This window comes from Hymenobacter sp. 5317J-9, assembly GCF_022921075.1.
Taxonomy (GTDB): domain Bacteria; phylum Bacteroidota; class Bacteroidia; order Cytophagales; family Hymenobacteraceae; genus Hymenobacter.
Map to the genome: position 1 here is coordinate 2728681 of NZ_CP095050.1, position 21631 is coordinate 2750311.

The following is a 21631-nucleotide window of genomic DNA, read 5'->3' on the forward strand; positions in this document are numbered from 1 at the left end:
GGTTACAACCCTGCCCGCCCCCAAGCGCACCCACTGCTTACTGAAGTGACAGGAGAGGCCTGACCAGCCCAGAAACCGTCAGGCCACTGATTCCCGCATCAAATCCGCCAATCCGCCCCAAATCATGATTTGGGATGGGTCATCCGATGATTTGAGCCCCAACGCCGAACACTGTGCTTCACCTTTGTCGGGTTCTCACCCGCTCCCTGGGCATGGTCCCGGCGGCGCACTTCCCCCATTTTATGCGACATCTTTTCCGCCCCCTCGTCCTGCCCAATTGGTGGCAGGACGCCCTGCTCGCCTTGCCACGCATCGTGTGTGGCTACCTATTGGCCTCCAACTTTGGTGCTGCCAAATTCGGCCTGCCCTGGTCGCCGCCCGACAACAACCTGGGCTTGTTCGAAGTGGCCTTCTGGTTTCCGCAGGACGTGGCGGCCTACGGGGGCATCTTCGCCATGTTTCCCAATTTCTTTGCCTGGATGGGGGCCTTCAGCGAAGCCATCGGCGGGATGCTGCTGGTGCTGGGGCTGCTCACGCGCCCGGCCGCTTTTCTGGTGAGCTGCACCATGCTGGTGGCCATGTTCATGCAGCAGTTTCAGGAAGGGCTGTGGAACATGCTGCCGGCCATGGGCTTCCTCTGGGCGGCCCTGCCGGCGCTGGTGCTGGGTTCGGGCCGCTTCGGGCTCGATTATCTGCTCACGAAATCGGGAGGGCTGCGCCCGCGGCCCGGCTTGGTGGCGCTGGCCCTGGCGGCGTTACTGCTGCCTGGCTGCGTGCAACAGGCCCACGACAAAACCGTGGTGTACTTACTCGATGTGAGCGGCCACCCCGACGTGCAGCAGGTAGGCGTGCGGGGCCGCGACAAACCCCTGAGCTGGGACTACGACCTGCAGCTTACGCCCATCAAAAAAGACAGTCTATACCGCGCCGTCGTCACCACCCACACCGGATACAAAGTCACGGAGGTAAAATTTACCATCAACGGCGACTATGAGCTGAAAGGAAAAGAAAATCGCCGCATCGAGTTCGGCTCCGCTGACACCGCCGTGTATCGTGCGCGCTTCGATGTGATGGTCCCATAGAGAAGCAAACGGCCGGGTAGTAGAACTTTTCAGGCAGTCTTTGACGGCCCGGCCGCTTCAGCCACATCATGCCCGCGCCCCCGCCGCCGCTTGCCGTGCATGGAGAGGCGGGAGAAGCTGTTGCAGAAGCTCCAAGCGCGCCCGCCCCCGTGCCCTTGGCGCCGCTTAGTGCCGCAGGGAAGCACAGGGTGTCTTACCTCAGCCGCCCCCGCGCCCCCGCCGCCTCTAGAGTGGCAGGGGAAGCAGGCGACGTTGTGGCAGAAACTCTGCCGCCCCCTGCGCCCGCCCCCAGCGCCCGCCCCCGTGCCCCCGGCGCCGCTTAGCGCCGCTGAGGAAGCTGGGAGTGTCTTGGGTTACTATTCAAATTTCAAAAACTTCTTGCCATTCCATCTGAATAAAGAAGGAGAAACTTGGTATGAACCTGAGTCATAAGATTGCTGAGCTTCGGCTTTCAGCCATTTGAGGTTAGCCTTGTCTTTACTCCCAGTAACGAGCAACATATCTCGATTTGGAATTGCAACAACTATGTCTCCTTTCACCTCAAAATTATTTTGTGACCAAATGAAGTTTAGTAAAATCAAACTTGCTTCATAGTCGCCACCGGCTGTTACCATATATCTTCCGTTATTCCCTGTTTTTTCAATATTGGGCAGCTTTCTTTCCAAGTTAGTCAGTGCTATTTCCTGCGCCGAATCCTGACTGATATTTAGCTTTTGGAAATTCTCCTGAGTAAAGTAGTGAATGCCGTGCTCCTTGTCTTCTGCAAAAACGATTAGTAATTTATCGTTGTATTGCTGATAAACAACAGTAGGTTTTATAGAGTCACTAGCTTCTACTAATTGGCCAATATCGTTTAGGAAACTAGTGGGTTTAATCACAGGAATGATGTTATTAACATCTACGGCTTCGCTTTCTTGATATAGCTCATGAGCTGTCTGTGAGAACTTCTTTAAGACTTGTTCAATAGAATCAGGTTCTAAAATATATTCTCGATACGCGTTGTCAGGAAAATGCCTATAATCTTTTCCTTTATACTTTGCTGTAATTCCTAAATCAGGAGAAAGACTGTAGATGACTCCTGGATTGTCCTTTTTAAGAACCAATAAATATTCTTCCGCAAACTCCTTTTCTGTCAGCATTTCTTTTTTGTGAGTGCATGCACTGAGAATTAATGAAGCAGCAAGTATCCAGTATTTCATGGGTATCAAGTACAAAGAAAAACGGGCTGCTAGTTGTAGCAGCCCGTTTTAATTAATCAGAAAAGCTAAAGCCCTACATATTCCGCCGGTACTGTCCGCCGACTTCAAACAGCGCGTTCGTAATCTGGCCGAGCGAGCAGAATTTCACCGTTTCCATCAGCTCCTCGAACAGGTTTTCGTTGCGCACGGCCACTTGTTGCAGGCGCTTGAGGCGGGTTTCGGTCTGGTCGGCGTTGCGGGCGTGCAGGATGTGGAGCATCTCGATTTGGTACTGCTTTTCCTCCTCCGTGGCCCGGATGACCTCGGCCGGCACCACCGTGGGCGAGCCCTTCGACGAGAGGAAGGTATTCACCCCGATGATGGGGTACTCGCCGGTGTGCTTCAGCATCTCGTAGTGCATGCTTTCCTCCTGGATTTTGCCGCGCTGGTACATGGTTTCCATGGCCCCGAGCACGCCGCCGCGCTCCGTGATGCGGTCGAATTCGAGCAGCACGGCCTCTTCCACCAGGTCGGTCAGCTCCTCGATGATGAAGGAGCCTTGCAGCGGATTTTCGTTCTTGGCCAGCCCCAGCTCGCGGTTGATGATGAGCTGAATGGCCATGGCCCGGCGCACCGATTCCTCGGTGGGCGTGGTGATGGCCTCGTCGTAGGCGTTGGTGTGCAGGGAGTTGCAGTTGTCGTAGATGGCGTAGAGCGCCTGCAACGTAGTGCGGATGTCGTTGAAGTCGATTTCCTGAGCGTGCAGGCTGCGGCCCGAGGTCTGGATGTGGTACTTCAGCATCTGGCTGCGGGCGTCGGCGCCGTACTTCAGCTTCATGGCCTTGGCCCAGATGCGGCGCGCCACCCGCCCAATCACGGCGTACTCGGGGTCGATGCCGTTGGAGAAGAAGAAGCTCAGGTTCGGCGCGAAGTCGTTCACGCTCATGCCCCGGCTCACGTAGTACTCCACAAACGTGAAGCCGTTGCTCAGCGTCAGGGCCAGCTGCGTAATCGGGTTGGCGCCCGCCTCGGCAATGTGGTAGCCCGAAATTGACACCGAGTAGAAATTCCGCACCGCGTGCCGGATGAAGTATTCCTGCACGTCGCCCATCAGGCGCAGCGCAAACTCGGTGCTGAAAATGCAGGTGTTCTGGGCCTGGTCTTCCTTTAGAATGTCGGCCTGCACGGTGCCGCGCACCTGCGTCAGGGTCTTGGCCTTGATGGTGGCGTACACGTCGGCGGGCAGCACGTCCTCGCCCGTCACGCCGAGCAGGAGCAGGCCCAGGCCGTCGTTGCCGGCCGGCAGTTCGCCCTGGTAGCGGGGGCGGGCCACGTTTTTGGCCTTGTAAAGCTGGTCGATTTTGGCTTCCACCTCCGCTTCCAGCCCCTGCTCCTTAATGTAGAGCTCGCACTGCTGGTCGATGGCCGCGTTCATGAAAAACGCCGCCAGCGTGGCCGCCGGCCCGTTGATGGTCATCGACACCGACGTGCTGGGGTTGGCCAGGTTGAAGCCCGAGTACAGCTTCTTGGCATCGTCGAGGCAGCAGATGCTCACGCCCGCGTTGCCGATTTTGCCATAGATATCGGGCCGGTGGTCGGGGTCCTCGCCGTAGAGCGTCACCGAGTCAAACGCCGTGCTCAACCGCTTGGCCGGCAGGCCCATGCTCACGTAGTGGAAGCGGCGGTTGGTGCGCTCCGGCCCGCCCTCACCGGCAAACATGCGGGTGGGGTCTTCGCCCTCGCGCTTGAAGGGGAACACGCCCGCCGTGTAGGGAAACTCGCCGGGGAAATTCTCCTGCATGGCCCAGCGCAGCCGGTCGCCCCAGCCCGAGTAGCGCGGCACCGCCACCTTCGGAATGTCGTTGCCCGACAGCGACTTGGTGTGCGTCTTCACCCGGATTTCCTTGCCGCGCACCGAGTACACGTACTCCGGGTTGCGGTAGTTTTGCAGCGTATTTTCCCAGTTTTCCAGGATGGCCTGGCTGTCGGCATCGAGGCGGCGGAGCTGGGTTTGCTTGTTCTTCTCGAACTCGCCCACCATGCTGTCGCTGCTTTTTTTCTCGTCGCGGTAATGCTCTTCGAGCTTGGCAAACGCCCCGGCTACTTCCGCAATCTGGGCCTGCTCGCGCACGCGCTGGTCGTAGGCGCGGTTGGTTTCGGCAATCTCGGAGAGGTAGCGGGTGCGGTGCGGCGGGATGATGTAAATCTTCTCCGAATCCTCGGCGCTGGTTTCCAGGTGCGAGGCGAAGGTGGCCCCGGTTTTAGTTTCCAGCATCTTCAGCACCGCCCGGTACAGCCGGTTCATGCCCGGGTCGTTGAACTGCGAGGCGATGGTGCCGAACACCGGCATCTGGTCCGTGGGCGTGTCCCAGAGGCCGTGGTTGCGCTGGTACTGCTTGCGCACGTCGCGCAGGGCGTCCAATGCCCCGCGCTTGTCAAACTTGTTCAGTGCAATCACATCGGCAAAGTCGAGCATGTCGATTTTCTCCAGTTGCGTGGCCGCGCCGTACTCGGGCGTCATCACGTACAGGCTGGCGTCGGAATGCTCAATGATTTCGGTGTCGGACTGGCCGATGCCCGACGTCTCCAGAATAATCAAATCGTAGCTGGCGGCGCGCACCACATCCACGGCGTCCTGCACGTAGCGCGACAAGGCCAAGTTGCTCTGGCGCGTAGCCAGGCTGCGCATGTACACCCGCGGCGAGTTGATGGCATTCATCCGAATCCGGTCGCCAAGCAGCGCACCGCCCGTCTTGCGCTTGCTGGGGTCGACGGAAATAATGGCAATGGTCTTGTCCGGAAAGTCCAGCAAAAACCGCCGCACCAGTTCATCCACTAAGCTGGATTTGCCCGCGCCGCCCGTGCCCGTGATGCCGAGAATGGGAGCGTTGCTCCGGTCCGACGGCGCAGCCGTCCGACCGGTCGAAGGGCGCGCCGCCTCAGCCATCTCAACGTCCTCGTTCAACGGCGACCGGTCGGACGGCTGCGCCGTCGGACCGGCTAGCGCCACCAGACCCAGCTGCGACTTCACCCGCTCAAACTCCTCGGGGAAGTTCTCTGCGGCCGAAATCAAACGGCCGATGCTGCGGGCGTCCTTCTCTTTCACGTGGCCCGCCTCGCCGTTCAGGTTCTCGCCCGTCGGGAAATCCGCACTCTCCAGCAAGTCGTTAATCATGCCCTGCAGGCCCATGGCGCGGCCATCATCCGGCGAGTAGATGCGGGTGATGCCGTAGCCCATCAACTCGGCAATCTCGGTGGGCAGAATCACGCCGCCGCCGCCGCCGAAGATTTTAATGTGGCCCGCGCCGCGCTCCTTCAGCAGGTCGTGCATGTACTTGAAGTACTCGTTGTGCCCGCCCTGGTAGCTGGTGATGGCAATGGCCTGCGCATCTTCCTGAATGGCGCAGTCCACAATTTCCTGCACCGAGCGGTTGTGCCCGAGGTGAATAACCTCCGCGCCGCTGCTCTGAATAATGCGGCGCATGATGTTAATGGTCGCATCGTGGCCATCAAATAAAGCGGCGGCCGTGACGATGCGAACGTGGTTCTTCGGTTTGTAGGGCGCGGTGGGAGCGGGGTGCATAGTTGGGGAGTAGCGCGGACTTTTAGTCCGCGACCGTAAGGATGGAAAACGTGGGCGAAGGTACGAAAAACGCCCCGGCGGGGTGGCCGGAGCGTGGGGCTGTACAACGGGGGCGGTACTTAATCGGAGGACGGCTTGCCAAGTACTGATGGGTTCAGTACGTCTTCTAAATTTCCCTGCTGCAATAAATCAGCAATGGTCACTTCGATGCACTCACGAGTCAGCGCTTTCACAAACAAGTCCGGCGGTTTCTGATAAGTGCCCTGCAGATTCTCGCCGCTTTGGACATCCAGTGCTACAGCTGTTGCCAAAAAAGCATAGGTCCAGACATTGATTCCATAGTGGCGGCCATCGGGTAAATCGACAATGACATTGCATGCCTCATTCTCTCTGTCCCACTCGCCGCCCGTTACAAACGAATCGGTTTCCGGGACCCATCTGCTCGAATAATCAACGTGCTCAAATTCTAGCCAAAGCTTAAAATCGTGCATGGGTTCTTAACCTTAACGTCCGATGAAAGTAAAAACGCCCCAGCATTTCGGCCGGGGCGTTTCAGAATTAAACTACGAAAGCTTGTTACTGCCCCTGAATAGCGTCCACACCGGCCTGGGCCACGGCGTGGTCGTCTTCCACGGTGCTGCCCGACACGCCAATGGCGCCAATCACGCGGTTGCCGGAGTCCATAATCGGGATGCCGCCGGGGAAGCTGATGAGGCCGCCGTTGGAATGCTCAATGTTGTAGAGCGGGCCGCCGGGCTGGGCCAGCTTGCCGATTTCGCCGGTGGGCATGTCGAAGAAGCGGGCCGTTTTGGCTTTCTTAATCGAAATGTCAAGCGAGCCCAGCCAGGCGTCGTCCATGCGGGCGAAGGCGGTGAGGTTGGCGCCGGCGTCGACCACGGCGATGTTCATTTTGACCCCCATGTCGAGGGCTTTCTGGTGCGCGGCCTTTATGGCGGCCTGGGCTTGTTCGAGGGTAATACCCATGGTAACGAATGGAATGAAGGTGGTTTGGCACGTAGAGGCGTTGTCTGCCCCTGCTTCCCAACCACCGCTGGCCCGGAATGTTACCATTAGCCGATTTTCCCTTTTGCTTACTGGATGGGCACCGGCGGGCTCAGGGCCAGGCGCCAGACCACGGCACTCAGCACCGCCAGCAACACGAGTCCCCAGGCCGTGTGCGAAGGCTGAGCGCGCTTCACGGTGGAGTCGAAGGGGTCGTTGACGCAGCCCAGAATGAGCGGGAATATCAGCAGGCCCATCATCAGCAGGTGCAGGGCCTCGTGCATAGAAAAATACGGCAGCTTGGTGAGTCCAATGAACACGCCGCCGCCCATCCAGGGCCACATCAGCGTGTTGAGAACCATGCGCTTGCGGTTGGCAAACTTCATCACGGTGTGCGAGTCGTGGGCCTGCAGAAAGGCCACCGAACCCAGGTGGCCCAGGCCAAGCTGAATGAGGCCCGCCACCAGCGCCACCACCACATCAGCGGCATTGCCCATGCGCAGCAGCCAGTCGGTGACGTACCAGGAGCCTTCCTGGCGCAGCGAATCGGCCAGCAGGGCCCCGAAAATGGCGTTGCAGGCATGAAACGCCACCCACAACAGCAGCAGCTTAAACAGCCCGGGCTGGGCGCGTTCGCGTTTCCAATACCACCAAAACGCCGCTACTCCGATAAAAAAACACACCAGCGGCCCTATGCCGTACACGCCCAGCACGGCCAGCTGCCACCACTCGCGGTCGGCTAGGGTGTAGACAATGCGGCTGGGGTCCCACAGCCCGCGGATGTGGAGCAGTCGCGACATGGCCACTTTGCTGCCCTCGTGCGCCGCCCACACCCCGTAGTAGGCCAGCACGTAGATGGCGGTGCTGTTGAGCGCGGCAATGAGGAACTTTTGCCGCGGATTTTCGGCAGAAACAGGGGGCAGCGTAGCGGTTTCCGGTTGCATAGGCGACTGGCAATAACTGTTTATTAGCAGGTAATCGACAAAACTACGGCGCTAGGGGCACTTATACTACCCGGTCGTTTGAGCCCTCCGGGGCCGCCAACTGGCTTTTGCGCCCCATGTTTCGTACCTTCGTGCTCTGAAAAACCGCCCTCTGTGAAGAATATCCGCAATTTTTGCATCATTGCCCACATCGACCACGGCAAAAGCACCCTGGCCGACCGCCTGCTGGAGTTCACCAGCACCGTGGCCAAGCGCGACATGCAGGCCCAACTGCTCGACAACATGGACCTCGAGCGTGAGCGCGGCATCACCATCAAGAGCCACGCCATTCAGATGCAGTACCCCTACAAAGGGGAAACCTACACGCTGAACTTGATTGACACGCCCGGCCACGTCGACTTTAGCTACGAAGTGAGCCGCAGCATCGCCGCCTGCGAAGGCGCACTCCTGATTGTGGACGCTTCGCAGGGTATTGAAGCCCAGACGATTTCCAATCTCTACCTCGCCATCGGGGCCGACTTGGAAATCATTCCCGTGCTCAACAAAATCGACCTCCCGCACGCCATGCCGGAGGAAGTGACCGACGAAATCGTGGACCTCATCGGCTGCAAGCCCGACGATATCATTCATGCCTCCGGCAAGGCCGGCATCGGCATCGAAAACATCCTGAACGCCATCTGCGAGCGGGTGCCGGCGCCGAAAGGCGACCCCGAAGGCCCCCTGCAGGCCCTGATTTTTGACTCGGTATTCAATTCCTACCGGGGCATCGAAGTCCTGTTTCGCATCAAGAACGGCACCATGAAAAAGGGCGACAAGCTCCGCTTTATGGCTACCGGTAAGGAGTACGGCGCCGACGAAATCGGTATTCTTGGCCTCAACCAAGAGCCGCGCCAGGAAATCAGCGCCGGCAACGTGGGCTACCTCATCTCGGGCATTAAGGAAGCCCGCGAGGTGAAGGTGGGCGACACCATCACGCACGTGCACCGGCCCACGCCCGAAGCCATCCAGGGCTTTGCCGACGTGAAACCGATGGTATTCGCCGGCATCTACCCGGTTGATACCACCGAGTACGAAGAGCTGCGCTCCAGCATGGAAAAGCTGCAGCTCAACGACGCCTCGCTGGTGTGGGAGCCCGAAACCTCCGTGGCCCTGGGCTTCGGTTTCCGCTGCGGCTTCCTGGGCATGCTGCACATGGAAATCGTGCAGGAGCGCCTCGAGCGTGAGTTCAACATGACGGTTATCACCACCGTGCCGAGCGTGCAGTTCCACGCCACCGGCACCAAGGACCAGATGCTGACCATCAACGCGCCGAGCGAGATGCCCGAACCGAACCTGATTAAGCACATTGAGGAGCCATACATCAAAGCCCAGATTATTACGGCTTCGGAGTACGTCGGCCCCATCATCACGCTGTGCATGGACAAGCGCGGCATCATCAAAGGCCAGAGCTACCTCACTTCGGAGCGGGTAGAAATGAGCTTTGAGCTGCCGCTGTCCGAAATCGTGTTCGACTTTTTCGACAAGCTTAAGTCCATCAGCCGCGGTTACGCCTCGCTCGACTACGAGCTGATTGGCTTCCGCGAATCGGACATGGTGAAGCTCGACGTGATGCTGAACGGCGAGAAGGTCGACGCCCTGTCGGCCATCGTGCACCGCTCTAAGAGCTACGAGTGGGGCAAGCGCCTCTGCGAGAAGCTCCGCGAGCTGCTGCCCCGCCAGATGTTCGACATCGCCATTCAGGCTTCGATTGGGCAAAAAATCATTGCCCGCGAAACCGTGAAGGCCCTGCGCAAAAACGTAATTGCCAAGTGCTACGGCGGCGACATCTCGCGCAAGCGCAAGCTGCTCGAAAAGCAGAAAGAAGGCAAGAAGCGGATGCGCTCGGTGGGTTCCGTCGAAATCCCGCAGGAAGCCTTCCTGGCAGTGTTGAAAATCGATTGATTTGAAAAAAGCGGCTTTCGGGCCGCTTTTTTGTTTTATCATCTTGAGCGCAGCGAAGGACCTTATCACGGCTGCATTCTCGGGATGTTATGTAATTGAGCGGCGCGGACGTGGTAAGGTCCTTCGCTGCGCTCAGGATGACAAGTATCCAATGACCTCAACCACCACTTCCAACCTCATCGACGGCAAGCAAACCGCCGAGGACATCAAAGCCGAAATCGCCACCGAAGTAGCTGCCCTGAAAGCGGCCGGCAAGAAGGTGCCCCACCTCGCAGCCATTCTGGTGGGCCACGACGGCGGCTCCGAAACCTACGTGCGCAACAAAGTGCTGGCCTGCGAGCGGGTCGGGTTCGCGTCCACGCTGCTGCGCTACGAAGACGACATCACCGAGGCTGAGCTGCTGGCCAAAGTGAACGAGCTGAACCACGACCCCGAGATTGACGGCTTCATTGTGCAGCTGCCGCTGCCCAAGCACATCGACCCGGAGAAGGTCATTGAAGCCATCCGACCCGAGAAGGACGTCGACGGTTTTCACCCCATGAACATCGGCCGCATGGTGGCTGGCCTGCCGGCGCTGCTGCCCGCCACGCCCTCTGGCATCGTGGAGCTGCTGGCCCGTCAGGGCATCAAAACCAGCGGCAAGCACTGCGTGGTTATTGGCCGTTCCAACATTGTAGGTACGCCGGTTAGCATATTGCTAGCTAAGAATTTAGATACAGCCAACTGCACCGTTACTTTATGCCACTCGCGGACGCAGAACCTGGCGGAGATTTGCCGCACGGCCGACATCGTAGTGGCCGCCATTGGCCGCCCGGAGTTTGTGACCGGCGATATGGTGCGGCCCGGCGCCGTGGTTATTGACGTGGGTACTACCCGCGTGGCCGATGCCAGCAAGAAGAGCGGCTACGTGCTGAAAGGCGATGTGAACTTTGCCGAGGTGGCGCCCCTGGCGTCGGCCATCACGCCCGTGCCCGGTGGCGTCGGTCCCATGACCATCGCCATGCTTCTGCTCAACACCTTGCGCGCCGCCAAGGGCGAAATATACCCGCGCCAGGCCGGCTGATTTTTTGGAATATTTGGTTATAGTGGGCCGAACCTGTACTTTTAAAGTCCGGCCTTGGAACAGTGCGTCCCATTGCCAGCGTTAAGGCTGCTTGGCATCCTGACGCCTGCATTACCATGATACCCGTGACTTTACTTTCTTCTGAAATAATTGCACCTATCGGCGAGAACGCCGTGGCCACCGGCAGCGCGCTCCTGCCCGTGATGGAGCAATTCTATACCATCCAGGGCGAGGGCTACAACACCGGCCGGGCTGCCTACTTCATCCGCTTGGGCGGCTGCGACGTGGGCTGCCACTGGTGCGACGTGAAAGAGTCGTGGGATGCCAATGCCCACCCGCGACAGTCGGTGGCGCAGCTGGTTGACGCCGTATTGGAATACCCCGGCCGCAACGTCGTCATTACCGGCGGCGAGCCCCTCATGCACGACCTCGGCCCGCTCACGGCCGCCCTGCAGGCAGCCGGCTGCCGCACTTGGATAGAAACCTCCGGTGCGCACCCGCTGTCCGGCACCTGGGACTGGGTGTGCGTGTCGCCCAAAAAATTCAAGTCCCCGCTGCCGGAAGTGCTGGCAGCCGCCCACGAGCTGAAAGTGGTGGTGTTTAACGGCACCGATTTTGCCTGGGCCGAAGAGCACGCCGCGCTGGTGCCCGGCACCGCCCGCTTATACTTACAGCCCGAATGGAGCCGTGCCGCCCGCATGACCCCCGAGCTGGTAGAGTATGTGAAGCAACATCCGCAATGGCAGGTGTCGCTCCAAACCCATAAGTATCTTGACATTCCATAGCGTACCCTATGCGTCGCAAAAAAGTGTTGGGGGCATTGCGCCTCGCAGTGATGTGGGCGTTTTGCCTGGGCTCGGCCGATGTAGCGTCGGCCCAGATTATGCCCAAGGTGCAAACGCCCACCAATACGAAGGCGCGGGCCTTACTGGAAAAGGCGCAGCAGCAAACCAAGGAACGGGACTTTGTGAAGGCCGTGGAAACCCTTAACCAGCTCAACGAGAAGTTCCCCTCGTTTGGGGAGGCCTTTCTGCTGAAGGGCTCCTTGCTGAAAGCCATGGGCGACAACCGCAGCGCTTTTGCAGCTTACCGCAATGGTCTGGCCAAGGTGGCGCCCGATGCCTCGCACGCTTCTGAGTACCAGCTGCTGGGCGACCTGGCCCTGAGCTACGGCGACTACCAAACCGGCCTCGACGCGTACAAGCAGCTGATGAAGGTGGCGCCCAAGACGCAGAAAAACCTCGCCAAGTCGCAGCGCCAGCTGCTCACCTGCGAGTTTGCGCTCGAAGCCATGAAGCACCCACAGGGCGAAGCACCGGTGGCGCTGCCCTCGCCGCTGAACAGCTTTAAGTTTCAGTACTTCCCGGCCCTGACGGCCGATAACCGCTTCCTGCTCTTTACGGGTCGCCCGGCGGCCAGCAGCGGCGAGGACCTGTATGTGAGCCGCCAGAACAAGGACGGCTCGATGGGGGCGCCGGTGCCCATTTCGCCGGCCATCAACTCCAGCTACAACGAAGGGGCCGGCTCGATTTCGGGTGACGGCAAAACCCTCGTGTTTGCTTCCTGCGACCGTCCCAAGGCCATTGGCAATTGCGACTTGTACATCTCGCGCCGCACCGGTAACAACTGGAGCGCGCCCGTGAACCTGGGCACCAACGTGAACTCCACGGAGTGGGATTCGCAGCCTTCGCTTTCGGCCGACGGCCGCACCTTATACTTCACGTCGACGCGCCGCGGCGGGCAGGGCCAGGAAGACATCTACGTGACCACGCTGCAGCCCGACGGCAACTGGAGCATGGCCCAGAACCTGGGCACGCCCGTGAACACCGCCGGTAAGGACATGGCCCCGTTCATCCACGCCAGCGGTACGACACTTTATTATGTAACCGATGGCTTGGTGGGCATGGGCGGGCTCGACGTGTTCCGGTGCGAGAAAAGCGTGGCCGGCGCCTGGAGCGAGCCCCGCAACCTGGGCTACCCGCTCAATACGTTCGAAAACGAGGCCTCGCTGTTCATCACTTCCGACAACCAAAAAGGCTTTTGCTCGCGCAGCCGCGCCTCGGAAGAACCTTCTGGCGGTTACCGGCTGGCGCGGGAGCGGCCCGTGGAGCTGTTCAGCTTTGCGGTGCCCGCACCGGTGAAGGCGCGCGAAACCAGCACCTACACGCAGGGCCGGGTATTCGATGCCAACACCAAAAAGCCGCTCAAGGCCGAGGTCAAGCTCTACGACCTCGACACCGATGTGCTGACCCAGTTCGTAACCTCCGACCCGGAATACGGCGACTACACCGTGGTGCTCAACGAAGGCCACCACTACGCCATGTACGCCGCGGCCGACAAGTACCTGCTCAAAAGCCTCAGCTTCGACTATTCCAACCAGCATTCCTTCAACCCGCTCACACTGGACATCTACTTGGAGCCCGTGCGGGCCGGCCGCACCGTGGTGCTGAACAACCTGTTTTTCGACACCAATAAGTACGAGCTTAAGCCCCAGTCGCGCACCGAGCTCAACCGCCTCATCGAGTTTCTGCGCCAGTACCGCGACGTGCAAATCGAGGTTTCGGGCTACACCGACAACGTAGGCACGCCCGAGTCGAACCTGCAGCTCTCGCAGCGCCGGTCGCAGTCGGTGGTCGACTACCTGTCCGGCCACGGCATTCCGCTCACGCGCCTGCGTTCCAAAGGCTACGGCGAAGGCCATCCGCTGGCGCCGAACGATACGGAGGCGCACCGGCAGCTCAATCGGCGCATCGAATTGCACATTCTGTGAGGTTCGCGCCGGGTATGGGTCGCAGTTAAAGCGTTACTCAACAGCCGCTGTTTTACTTAAAGCAAGGCTTTAAAGAAGTGAAAATTTAATAGCATTCGCGCTTAAAAAAATATGGCTCGCCCGATGGCGAGCTTTTTTTTTGCCTCACTGCGAAGTTTTTAAATTTGTTATTACATAATTATAAATCAGGCATTTATAATGATTGACAAAAATTCGACAATTAAAAAAGTGCCAAAAAAATGTTTTTCGGTGCAAGCGAAAATTCTCATTACGTTTGGTCAGGTCAATCGAGGAAGGTTGGCTGTTCACCCATTCTCCTAACCCATTTCCCATGAAAAATCTTTTCCTGGCAACCTGCCTCACGGCTGGCCTGTATGGCGGCCCGGCCGCTGCCGCCGGCCCCGGCGATGGCTCGTACTCGCAGGCCATGATGACGCGGGCTACCACGCTCACCCGTGCTCTGGCCCGGCACATTCATTTCAACGAGGCCCAGTACCTCGCGGTGAAGCAGCTGCACCTGAACATGCTCACCGAACGCCGCGACCTGGAGATTCTGCTCAACGGCGCCAGCGCCGAGGAGCGCGACACGCGCCTGGCCGAAGCCCAGCAACGCTACGAGTTTGAGCTGTCCAACCTGCTGCAGCCCCAGCAGCTGGTGGCGTACCAGTCGCTGCGCAACAACTTCACCGCGCACCGCATCAAGTAAGCTTTTGGCTACAGCCCCGCTGCGATGGGTAGCGGGGCTGCGGCCCCGCGCCCTATGAAATACTTTGAATACCGATTGCTGGACACCGTGAGCGGATTCTTCAGCGGCATCGATTACCAGGAGCTCACCAATCACCTGAACGCCCTGGGGCGGGAAGGGTGGGAGGTGGTCGCGGTAGTGGACACCATCTTTACCTCGCACCAAACCCGCGGACTGCTCGTTACCCTTAAGCGCGAAATAATGGCTTAGCGCAAGCCCTTTGTAGACATTCGAACGCAAAAAGCAGAGGCCTGAAACGAATTCGTTTCAGGCCTCTGCTTTTTAGGGGAATCCGAAAGCCGTTAGGCGCGGGCGTCGATGGCGACGTAATCGCGTTCCAGCTCGCCGGTGTAAATCTGACGCGGGCGGCCGATGGGCTCTTTGTTCTCGCGCATCTCTTTCCACTGGGCAATCCAGCCAGGCAGGCGGCCCAAGGCAAACATCACCGTGAACATCTCGGTGGGGATGCCCAAGGCTTTGTAGATGATGCCCGAGTAGAAGTCCACGTTCGGGTAGAGCTTGCGCTCGATGAAGTACGAGTCGGTAAGGGCGGCTTGCTCCAATTCCTGCGCGATTTTCAGCAGCGGGCTGTCTTGCAGGCCGAGAGCTTGCAGCACTTCGTCGGCGGCCTTTTTGATGATGGTGGCGCGAGGGTCGAAGTTCTTGTACACGCGGTGACCGAAGCCCATGAGGCGGAACGAGTCGTTCTTGTCCTTGGCCTTGGCAATGAACTTGCTGGTGTCGCCGCCGTCGGCTTCAATGGCTTCCAGCATCTCAATCACCTCTTGGTTGGCGCCGCCGTGGAGCGGGCCCCACAGTGCGTTGATGCCTGCCGAAACCGAGCCGTAGAGGCTGGCGTTGGCCGAGCCTACGAGGCGCACGGTGCTGGTGGAGCAGTTTTGCTCGTGGTCGGCGTGCAGGATGAGGAGCTTGTTCAGGGCGCTTACCACCACGGGGTTGATTTCATACTTCTCGGTGGGGAAGCTGAACATCATGTAGAGAAAGTTGGCGCAATAGTCCATGTCGTTGCGCGGGTAGTTCAACGGATGGCCCATGTTGTTTTTGTAGGTCCAGGCCGCGATGGTCGGCATCTTCGCCAGCAGGCGAATGATGTTGAGCTCCATCTCCTCGGGGCTGAGGTCGGGCGACACGCTCTGCGGATAGAAGCCGGTGAGGGCGCAGATGAGCGACGACAGGATGGCCATGGGGTGCGTGGCCGAGGGGAAACCGTCGAAAATCTTGCGCATGTCCTCGTGCACCAAGGTGTGCTTGGTGATTTGGCCGCTGAAGTTGTCCAGCTCGGCCTTGGTGGGCAGGGCGCCATAAATCAGCAGGTAGGCTACTTCGAGGAAGCTCGACTTCTCAGCCAACTGCTCGATAGGGTAGCCGCGGTAGCGCAGAATGCCTTCTTCGCCGTCGAGGAAAGTGATGGCGCTTTTGGTGGCGCCGGTGTTTTTGTAGCCCGAGTCGAGGGTTACGTAGCCAGTCTGGTCGCGCAGCTTGCCGATGTCAAACGCCTTTTCGTGTTCGGTGCCTTCGATGACGGGCAACGTAATGGACTTGCCGTCGAGGATGAGTTCAGCAGATTCTGCCATGGGCGGGAGGAATGGGGAAATAATACGGTGCGAAACTAAGGCATACGCCGTAAGCCGGGAAATTTTGGGGCCTTACGCCGCGCCTTCACTACAACAGAAAGCCACGGAGTGTTTCTAAAATGCCCGTAAAAAAGCCCTGAGAGCCGATGGCAACGATTGCGAAGATTTCGCCCTGCCCGCAGTTAAAACGATATTAAGCCGGGCCTTACTTGCCGATGCAGAACTGCGTGAAGATGCTGGTGAGCAAATCTTCGGATGAAATTTCGCCGGTAATCTCGCCCAGCGCGGCCAGGGCGTGGCGCAAATCGGCCGCCAGCAGCTCGGTGCCGCGGCCGGTATCGAGGCCAACCTGCACGGCGGCCAGGTGGTTAGCAGCAGCTTCGAGGGCGCGGGCGTGGCGCACGTTGGTCACAATGGTGGCCGAAGCCGTGTTTTCCAGCGCCGAGCCGCGTACTTGGCGCACCAGCGCCTCGTGCAGCGCCTCCAGGCCCTGGCCTTGCCCGGCCGCCAAGAACACCAGCGGTGTTTCCGGGCCTGCCGCGTCAGGAATCCGAAACCCGGAGGCGAAGGCAGCTTGGGCACCGGGCGCAGCCAGGTCGGTTTTGTTGCCCACGGCCATTACCGGCAGGTCGAGCCCTTGGGTAAGTTCCCTGATTTCAACCTGTACTTCCTCGGGATGCATCTGGGTCAGGTCGAACAAGTAGAGCAGCAGCGCGGCTTTGCTGACCCGTTCGCGGGTGCGGGCCACGCCAATGGCCTCCACTTCGTCGGCCGTATCGTCGCGCAGGCCGGCAGTGTCCACGAAGCGAAACCGCAGGCCATCGATGCTGACCTCGTCCTCGATGAAGTCGCGCGTGGTGCCCGGAATGGCCGACACAATGGCGCGCTCCTCGCGCAGCAAAGCGTTGAGCAGCGTTGACTTGCCAGCATTAGGCCGCCCGGCAATCACGGCGGTGATGCCGTTTTTGATGACGTTGCCCAATTCAAACGAACGCAGCAGGCCGGCCACTACGCCGCGCACTTCATTCAGCAAGTGGGCCAGGCCGGTGCGGTCGGCAAACTCCACATCTTCTTCGCCAAAATCCAGCTCCAGCTCCAGCAGCGCGGCGAACTTGATGAGCCGGCCCCGTAGGTCACGCAGCTCCTGCGAGAAACCTCCGCGCAGTTGATTGAGGGCCACGCGGTGGCTCAGGGCCGAGTCGGCGGCGATGAGGTCGGCCACGGCTTCGGCCTGGGCCAGGTCCATGGCCCCGTTCAGGAAGGCGCGCTTGGTGAACTCGCCGGCTTCGGCCAGCCGGGCGCCGTGGCGCAGGAGCAAAGCCAGCACCTGGCGCACCACGTAGTCGGAGCCGTGGCAGCTGATTTCGACCACGTCTTCGCGGGTGAAGGAGCGGGGCGTCCGGTACAGCGCCACCACCACTTCGTCGATGATGTCGCCGGATTCGGGGTCGCGCAGGGTGCCGTAGTGCAAGGTGTGCCCCGCGGCATTGGCCAGGTTTTTCTTAGAAAACACAGACGCAGTGGTGGCCACGGCAGCCGGGCCCGATAGGCGCACAACGGCCAGCGCGCCCGCGCCCGGTGGCGTGGACAAAGCCACAATGGTATCGGAAAACAGAGCTTGGGCCACGACAGGTTTCGGTTACGCCGTTACAAACAAATTACGGCTGACTTCGGCTGAGATAAGCGCCGTTCGTTCGCGGTTGATGCGGATTTCAAAGGAGTTATCAAACGCCACCTTATCCAACACTTCAACCAGCGCGCCGAGCTGCAGGCCCACCTTGTCGAGGTATTGCAGGAAGGGCGCGGAAGTGTTTTTAACGGCCGCCAGGGTGCCGCGCTCGCTGGCCGAGAGGTCGGCCAGCAGCCGGTGGGCGGGGCGGCGCATGGCCCCGTCTTCGGCCGGAATGGGGTCGCCGTGCGGGTCGAGGGCGGGGTGGCCCAGGAAGGCGTCGAGGCGGCGCATGAGCAGGGGCGACTGCACGTGTTCCAGCTCTTCGGCCACTTCGTGCACCTCGTCCCAATTGAAGCCCAGCTGCTGCACCAGAAATACCTCCCACAGCCGGTGCTTGCGGATGGTGAGCAGGGCCAGGCGCTGGCCCTCGGCGGTGAGTTGCACGCCGCGGTACTTTTCGTAGTTCAGCAGGCCCTTGTCGGCCAAGCGGCGTAGCATGTCGGTCACCGAGGCGGCGCGGGTGTCCAGCGCGGCCGCAATGCGGTTGGTGCTCACGCCCGTGGTGTCGGGTTCGGCCTCGGCCAGCTTGAAAATGGCTTTGAGGTAGTTTTCTTCTGTCTGGCTTGGCATGCAATACAAAGAACGTCCTGCTGAGCGCAGTCGAAGCATCTCCACCGCGTAAGTAATTATTTACGCTCTCGGTGGAGATGCTTCGACTGCGCTCAGCAGGACAGGCTTCCTACCATTTAATCAGCGCCGAGGCCCAGGTGAAGCCGCTGCCGAAAGCGGCGAGACACACCAGGTCGCCGCGCTTGATTTTGCCTTCCTGCACGGCTTCGCTCAGGGCGAGGGGCACGGAAGCGGCGGTGGTGTTGCCGTAGCGCTGGATGTTGCTGAACACCTTGTCGTCGGTCAGGCCCATTTTCTGCTGCACGTACTGCGTGATGCGCAGGTTGGCCTGGTGCGGAATCAGCATGTCCACGTCCTGCGGCTGGTAGCCGTTCTGGTCCAGCGCTTCCTTGATGACCTGCGGGAAGCGCACCACGGCGTGCTTGAACACGTTCTGGCCGTTCATGAACGGGTAGAGGTCCTGCTCGTTTTCCATCATCCGCTGGTTGCGGTTGTCGCGGTTCGAGCTGGGCTCTTTCACGATGAGCTCCTCGGCAAACTCGCCCTGCGAGTGCAGATGCGTGCTCAGAATGCCCTGGCCTTCCTCGGTGCTGGGCCGCAGCACCACGGCGCCGGCGCCATCACCAAAAATAACGGCCACGCCGCGCCCGTTGGGCGACTTATCGAGGCCGGAGGAGTGGATTTCGGAGCCCACCACCAGCACCGTGTCGTACATGCCGGTACGAATGAACTGGTCGGCCACCGAAAGGGCGTACACGAAGCCCGAGCACTGGTTGCGCACGTCGAGCGCGGGGCAGTTGTTGGTGATGCCGAGCTCGCGTTGCAGCAGCACGCCCGAGCCGGGGAAGAAATAATCGGGCGAGAGCGTGGCAAATACTATCATCTGCACGTCATTGGCTTCCACGCCGGCCATTTCCAGGGCTTTGCGCGAGGCGTTGGCGGCCATGTTGGCGGTGGTGTCGGTGCCTTCTTCAAACCAGCGACGCTCCTGAATGCCGGTCCGTTCCTGAATCCAAGCGTCGGAGGTGTTCATCATGGGCTCCAGCTCGGCGTTTTTCACGACGCGGCTCGGAACGTAGTGGCCGACTCCGGCGATGTAAGAATGACGTAGCGTTGCCATAAACAGGGTAAGTAGGGGTGGGAATACTGCGGAGAAGCGCGAAAGAGAGAAGAACCTGACTAATAACCAAGCCGCTCAGTTGACGCAAAATGGGCGCAAAGGTGGCAGGTTAAACGAGAGAATCCAGCAAAAGCCACAATTTTTTGCCTTCGCCGGCCCATAGCGCCTCCGCCGGAATGCCGTCTGGGTAGAAATTGGTCGCTTTCAGCCGAGCCACCAGCGCCGCCGCATCCACGGGGTGAGAGAAGTCGAGCGGCAGCCCCGCCCCGTGCTTTTGCAGCAACTCCAGCCACAGCGGATTGGGCGCTGAGAGCACCGGCAGGCCGTGGGCCAGGTACTCAAACAGCTTGGTGGGGCGGCACCGTTCGGTGCTGGTGTGGGGGCGGTACGGCAGCAGGCCAAGGTGACTACGACCGATTTCGGCTACGATGTCGGCGTGGGGCACGGGCTCCGGGCCGCCCACTAGGCTGAGCCAGTCCGCATTCGCGGCCACCTTTTCCTGAAGCCGTTGCAGCAGCAGGGGCTGCTGGCAAAAGCCGATAATGGTGAGCTGCACCCCGCCCGGCCAGGCGGGGCGCAACGCCTCGGCCAGCGCAATGGCTTCCCACACGCCATTGAGTTCGGAAATGGTGCCCGAATACAGCAGCCGCAGGGGCTGGGTGGGAGGCGGCAGGGAAACGGGCTGAGTCGGCAACGCTTCTTCGGCAGTGGGCTGGTATTTATTTTCGAGCACCACCACCCGGCCGGCCGGCAGTGCGGCCAGGAAGGGCAGCTCATCGGCGTAGCTGGCTTCGGCCAAGAGTACGCCGGCCGCCCGGCTGGCGGCCCAGCCTTCGACCCGGCGCAAGCCAGCCGCCAGCACGCGCTTGGCAAGGCCGCGGTACACGTGTTGGGTGGAAACGTTGAGCGCGTAGTTTTCGCGGATGTCGTAGAGGAATTTCCGGCCCGAGCCCAAGCGCTGCCACAGCAGCGTGAGCGGCAGCAGCTCCGGCGCGTGCACAATGACCAGGTCCGGCTTCAGCACCCGCAGCAGGCGCCAATAGCGGCCCTGCGCCCGCAGCCGGGTCATGCTGAGGCGTGAGCCCCAGAATATACCGTGCGCCACCAGGCGGGGAAAGTAGTTTTGCACCCAGTAAGGCTCCAAGCCATCGAAGCTGCTGCGGCCGGCTACGAATACCTGGGAGGTGGGCCGCTCCAATAGCGTGTGCGCAAACTTGCCTAGCATGCGGGTGTCGTCTACCGGCTTTAGCACTGAGGCCAGCAGCACCACGAAGGAAGACGGAAAAGAGGCAGACACGGCTCAAAGATGCTGGATTTGCCAGGAGCATACAAACGGCCGTGCGTAGCGCTAAAGCCAAGGAAGCTTGTTTTCAGAGCCGGTCTATTCATTAGAGTCTTATTTTAGTACCACCGTGCGCTGGTCGGCCACGAGCACCGTGAACACGCCCAGGCCGCCCTGCACCGTGCTGCGAATACGGGCCGGCTGCGCGAAGGGGTTGCCGTTGGCCGAAACGGCCCCACGCACGCTCTGCTGGAAGTTGTAGTAGTCGGCGTCCATGTGAAAGAGGGTGGCCGTCATGGTGTCGCCGGGCGTGAAGCGGTAGGTGGTGGGGGCGGTATAGGTCTGGCCGTCGAACAGCTGGTCCGTCACCAGGTAGTCGCCCTCCGAGTCGTTGAGGTCACGCTGGTTGGTGAGCAGCAGGCGGTAATAGTCGGCGGAGCCAGCCGGGTCGGTCCACCGGGTGATGAAGTTGGTGCGCCGTTCGGGACCAGTTACGCCGTTGGAGGCGTAGCGCACAGTGTCAATCGGCACGAAGCTGGGCACGCCGGCGGTGCCCGTCACGTGGTGCCCGCGCGTGTCACTGACATCGAGCCCGAAGCGCTGCCCCGGCTGCGCGGCCAACGGCGCCGTGCCGATGTGCGTGAAAATCTTGCGCGTCACCGGGTCGATGCCCGGCGCGAACCGCAGCGGCACCGACTGCCCGCCCGGCAGCGTGAGCCGCACCACCACATCGACCGGCAGCTGGATGGTGATGCCGTTGATGCCCAGCCCCAGCGTGGGCACGGCGGCGGTGGGCAGCGTGATGGTAGGCTGTCCGGTGCCATCGGCCTTCGAGGGCAGGTAGGTGCCCGACTCCACCACCGTGAGGTGGGGCACCTCGCCGGCCTTCAAATAGCACTCCACCACCAACTCGGGCGTGTAGGCGGGCAGCACCACGTCCACCTCGTTTTCGAGGTTGCAGCCGGTGGCCAGCAGCAGGGAGCCGCCGAGAGTGAATTTATTGAGTATTTGCTTGATTGACATA

General features: G+C 60.3%; 18 protein-coding genes. 7 read left to right on the forward strand and 11 right to left on the reverse strand.

The window, feature by feature from the left end:
* Nucleotides 1–242: 242 nt before the first annotated feature.
* On the forward strand, nt 243–1082 hold the full coding sequence (locus MUN81_RS11555) for a DoxX family membrane protein (RefSeq protein WP_245110524.1): 840 nt from the start codon (nt 243–245) through the stop codon (nt 1080–1082).
* Nucleotides 1083–1438: 356 nt separating this feature from the next.
* On the opposite strand, the gene MUN81_RS11560 is transcribed toward MUN81_RS11555, so the two are convergent.
* The 5 genes from MUN81_RS11560 to MUN81_RS11580 form a co-directional block, all read right to left on the reverse strand.
* A complete protein-coding gene (locus MUN81_RS11560) occupies nt 1439–2281 on the reverse strand; it encodes a DUF1444 family protein (RefSeq protein ID WP_245110527.1) in 843 nt (280 codons plus the stop codon).
* A gap of 73 nt (nt 2282–2354) precedes the next feature.
* Nucleotides 2355–5843, reverse strand: a complete 3489-nt coding sequence (locus MUN81_RS11565) for a methylmalonyl-CoA mutase family protein (protein WP_245110529.1) — start codon at nt 5841–5843, stop codon at nt 2355–2357.
* A gap of 119 nt (nt 5844–5962) precedes the next feature.
* Nucleotides 5963–6334, reverse strand: coding sequence for a hypothetical protein (locus MUN81_RS11570; RefSeq protein ID WP_245110531.1), 372 nt, complete (start codon nt 6332–6334; stop codon nt 5963–5965).
* Between the two features lie 85 nt (nt 6335–6419).
* Nucleotides 6420–6827, reverse strand: coding sequence for a heme-binding protein (locus MUN81_RS11575; protein ID WP_245110533.1), 408 nt, complete (start codon nt 6825–6827; stop codon nt 6420–6422).
* Nucleotides 6828–6934: 107 nt separating this feature from the next.
* Nucleotides 6935–7789, reverse strand: coding sequence for a hypothetical protein (locus tag MUN81_RS11580; RefSeq protein WP_245110535.1), 855 nt, complete (start codon nt 7787–7789; stop codon nt 6935–6937).
* A 153-nt stretch (nt 7790–7942) separates the two neighbouring features.
* Here MUN81_RS11580 and lepA point away from each other — a divergent pair, with 153 nt between their 5' ends.
* From lepA to MUN81_RS11610, 6 genes are all read left to right on the forward strand, one after another.
* Nucleotides 7943–9730 (forward strand): translation elongation factor 4, encoded by a 1788-nt coding sequence (gene lepA / locus MUN81_RS11585; RefSeq protein WP_245110536.1) that lies wholly within the window; start codon nt 7943–7945, stop codon nt 9728–9730.
* Between the two features lie 151 nt (nt 9731–9881).
* Nucleotides 9882–10793, forward strand: coding sequence for a bifunctional methylenetetrahydrofolate dehydrogenase/methenyltetrahydrofolate cyclohydrolase FolD (gene folD / locus MUN81_RS11590; RefSeq protein WP_245110537.1), 912 nt, complete (start codon nt 9882–9884; stop codon nt 10791–10793).
* 203 nt (nt 10794–10996) lie between these two features.
* A complete protein-coding gene (locus MUN81_RS11595; protein ID WP_245117383.1) occupies nt 10997–11578 on the forward strand; it encodes a 7-carboxy-7-deazaguanine synthase QueE in 582 nt (193 codons plus the stop codon).
* An 8-nt stretch (nt 11579–11586) separates the two neighbouring features.
* A complete protein-coding gene (locus MUN81_RS11600) occupies nt 11587–13563 on the forward strand; it encodes an OmpA family protein (RefSeq protein WP_245110539.1) in 1977 nt (658 codons plus the stop codon).
* Nucleotides 13564–13894: 331 nt separating this feature from the next.
* Complete coding sequence (locus tag MUN81_RS11605; RefSeq protein ID WP_245110541.1) at nt 13895–14269, forward strand: hypothetical protein; 375 nt, start codon at nt 13895–13897, stop codon at nt 14267–14269.
* Nucleotides 14270–14323: 54 nt separating this feature from the next.
* Nucleotides 14324–14518 (forward strand): DUF4177 domain-containing protein, encoded by a 195-nt coding sequence (locus MUN81_RS11610; protein WP_245110542.1) that lies wholly within the window; start codon nt 14324–14326, stop codon nt 14516–14518.
* A gap of 92 nt (nt 14519–14610) precedes the next feature.
* Here MUN81_RS11610 and MUN81_RS11615 read toward each other — a convergent pair whose 3' ends face one another.
* The 6 genes from MUN81_RS11615 to MUN81_RS11640 form a co-directional block, all read right to left on the reverse strand.
* The gene (locus tag MUN81_RS11615) at nt 14611–15903 is read right to left on the reverse strand and encodes a citrate synthase (protein WP_245110544.1); all 1293 of its coding nucleotides are present in this window, start codon (nt 15901–15903) and stop codon (nt 14611–14613) included.
* 205 nt (nt 15904–16108) lie between these two features.
* A complete protein-coding gene (gene mnmE, locus MUN81_RS11620) occupies nt 16109–17530 on the reverse strand; it encodes a tRNA uridine-5-carboxymethylaminomethyl(34) synthesis GTPase MnmE (RefSeq protein ID WP_245110546.1) in 1422 nt (473 codons plus the stop codon).
* Between the two features lie 12 nt (nt 17531–17542).
* Nucleotides 17543–18205 (reverse strand): metal-dependent transcriptional regulator, encoded by a 663-nt coding sequence (locus MUN81_RS11625; protein ID WP_245110548.1) that lies wholly within the window; start codon nt 18203–18205, stop codon nt 17543–17545.
* Between the two features lie 109 nt (nt 18206–18314).
* The gene (locus tag MUN81_RS11630) at nt 18315–19325 is read right to left on the reverse strand and encodes a beta-ketoacyl-ACP synthase III (protein WP_245110550.1); all 1011 of its coding nucleotides are present in this window, start codon (nt 19323–19325) and stop codon (nt 18315–18317) included.
* Between the two features lie 109 nt (nt 19326–19434).
* Nucleotides 19435–20622 carry a glycosyltransferase gene (locus MUN81_RS11635; RefSeq protein ID WP_245110552.1) on the reverse strand — a complete coding sequence of 396 codons (1188 nt, stop codon included), beginning with the start codon at nt 20620–20622 and terminating at the stop codon, nt 19435–19437.
* Between the two features lie 99 nt (nt 20623–20721).
* Nucleotides 20722–21630 (reverse strand): DUF4249 domain-containing protein, encoded by a 909-nt coding sequence (locus tag MUN81_RS11640; RefSeq protein WP_245110554.1) that lies wholly within the window; start codon nt 21628–21630, stop codon nt 20722–20724.
* Between the last annotated feature and the right edge of the window lies 1 nt (nt 21631).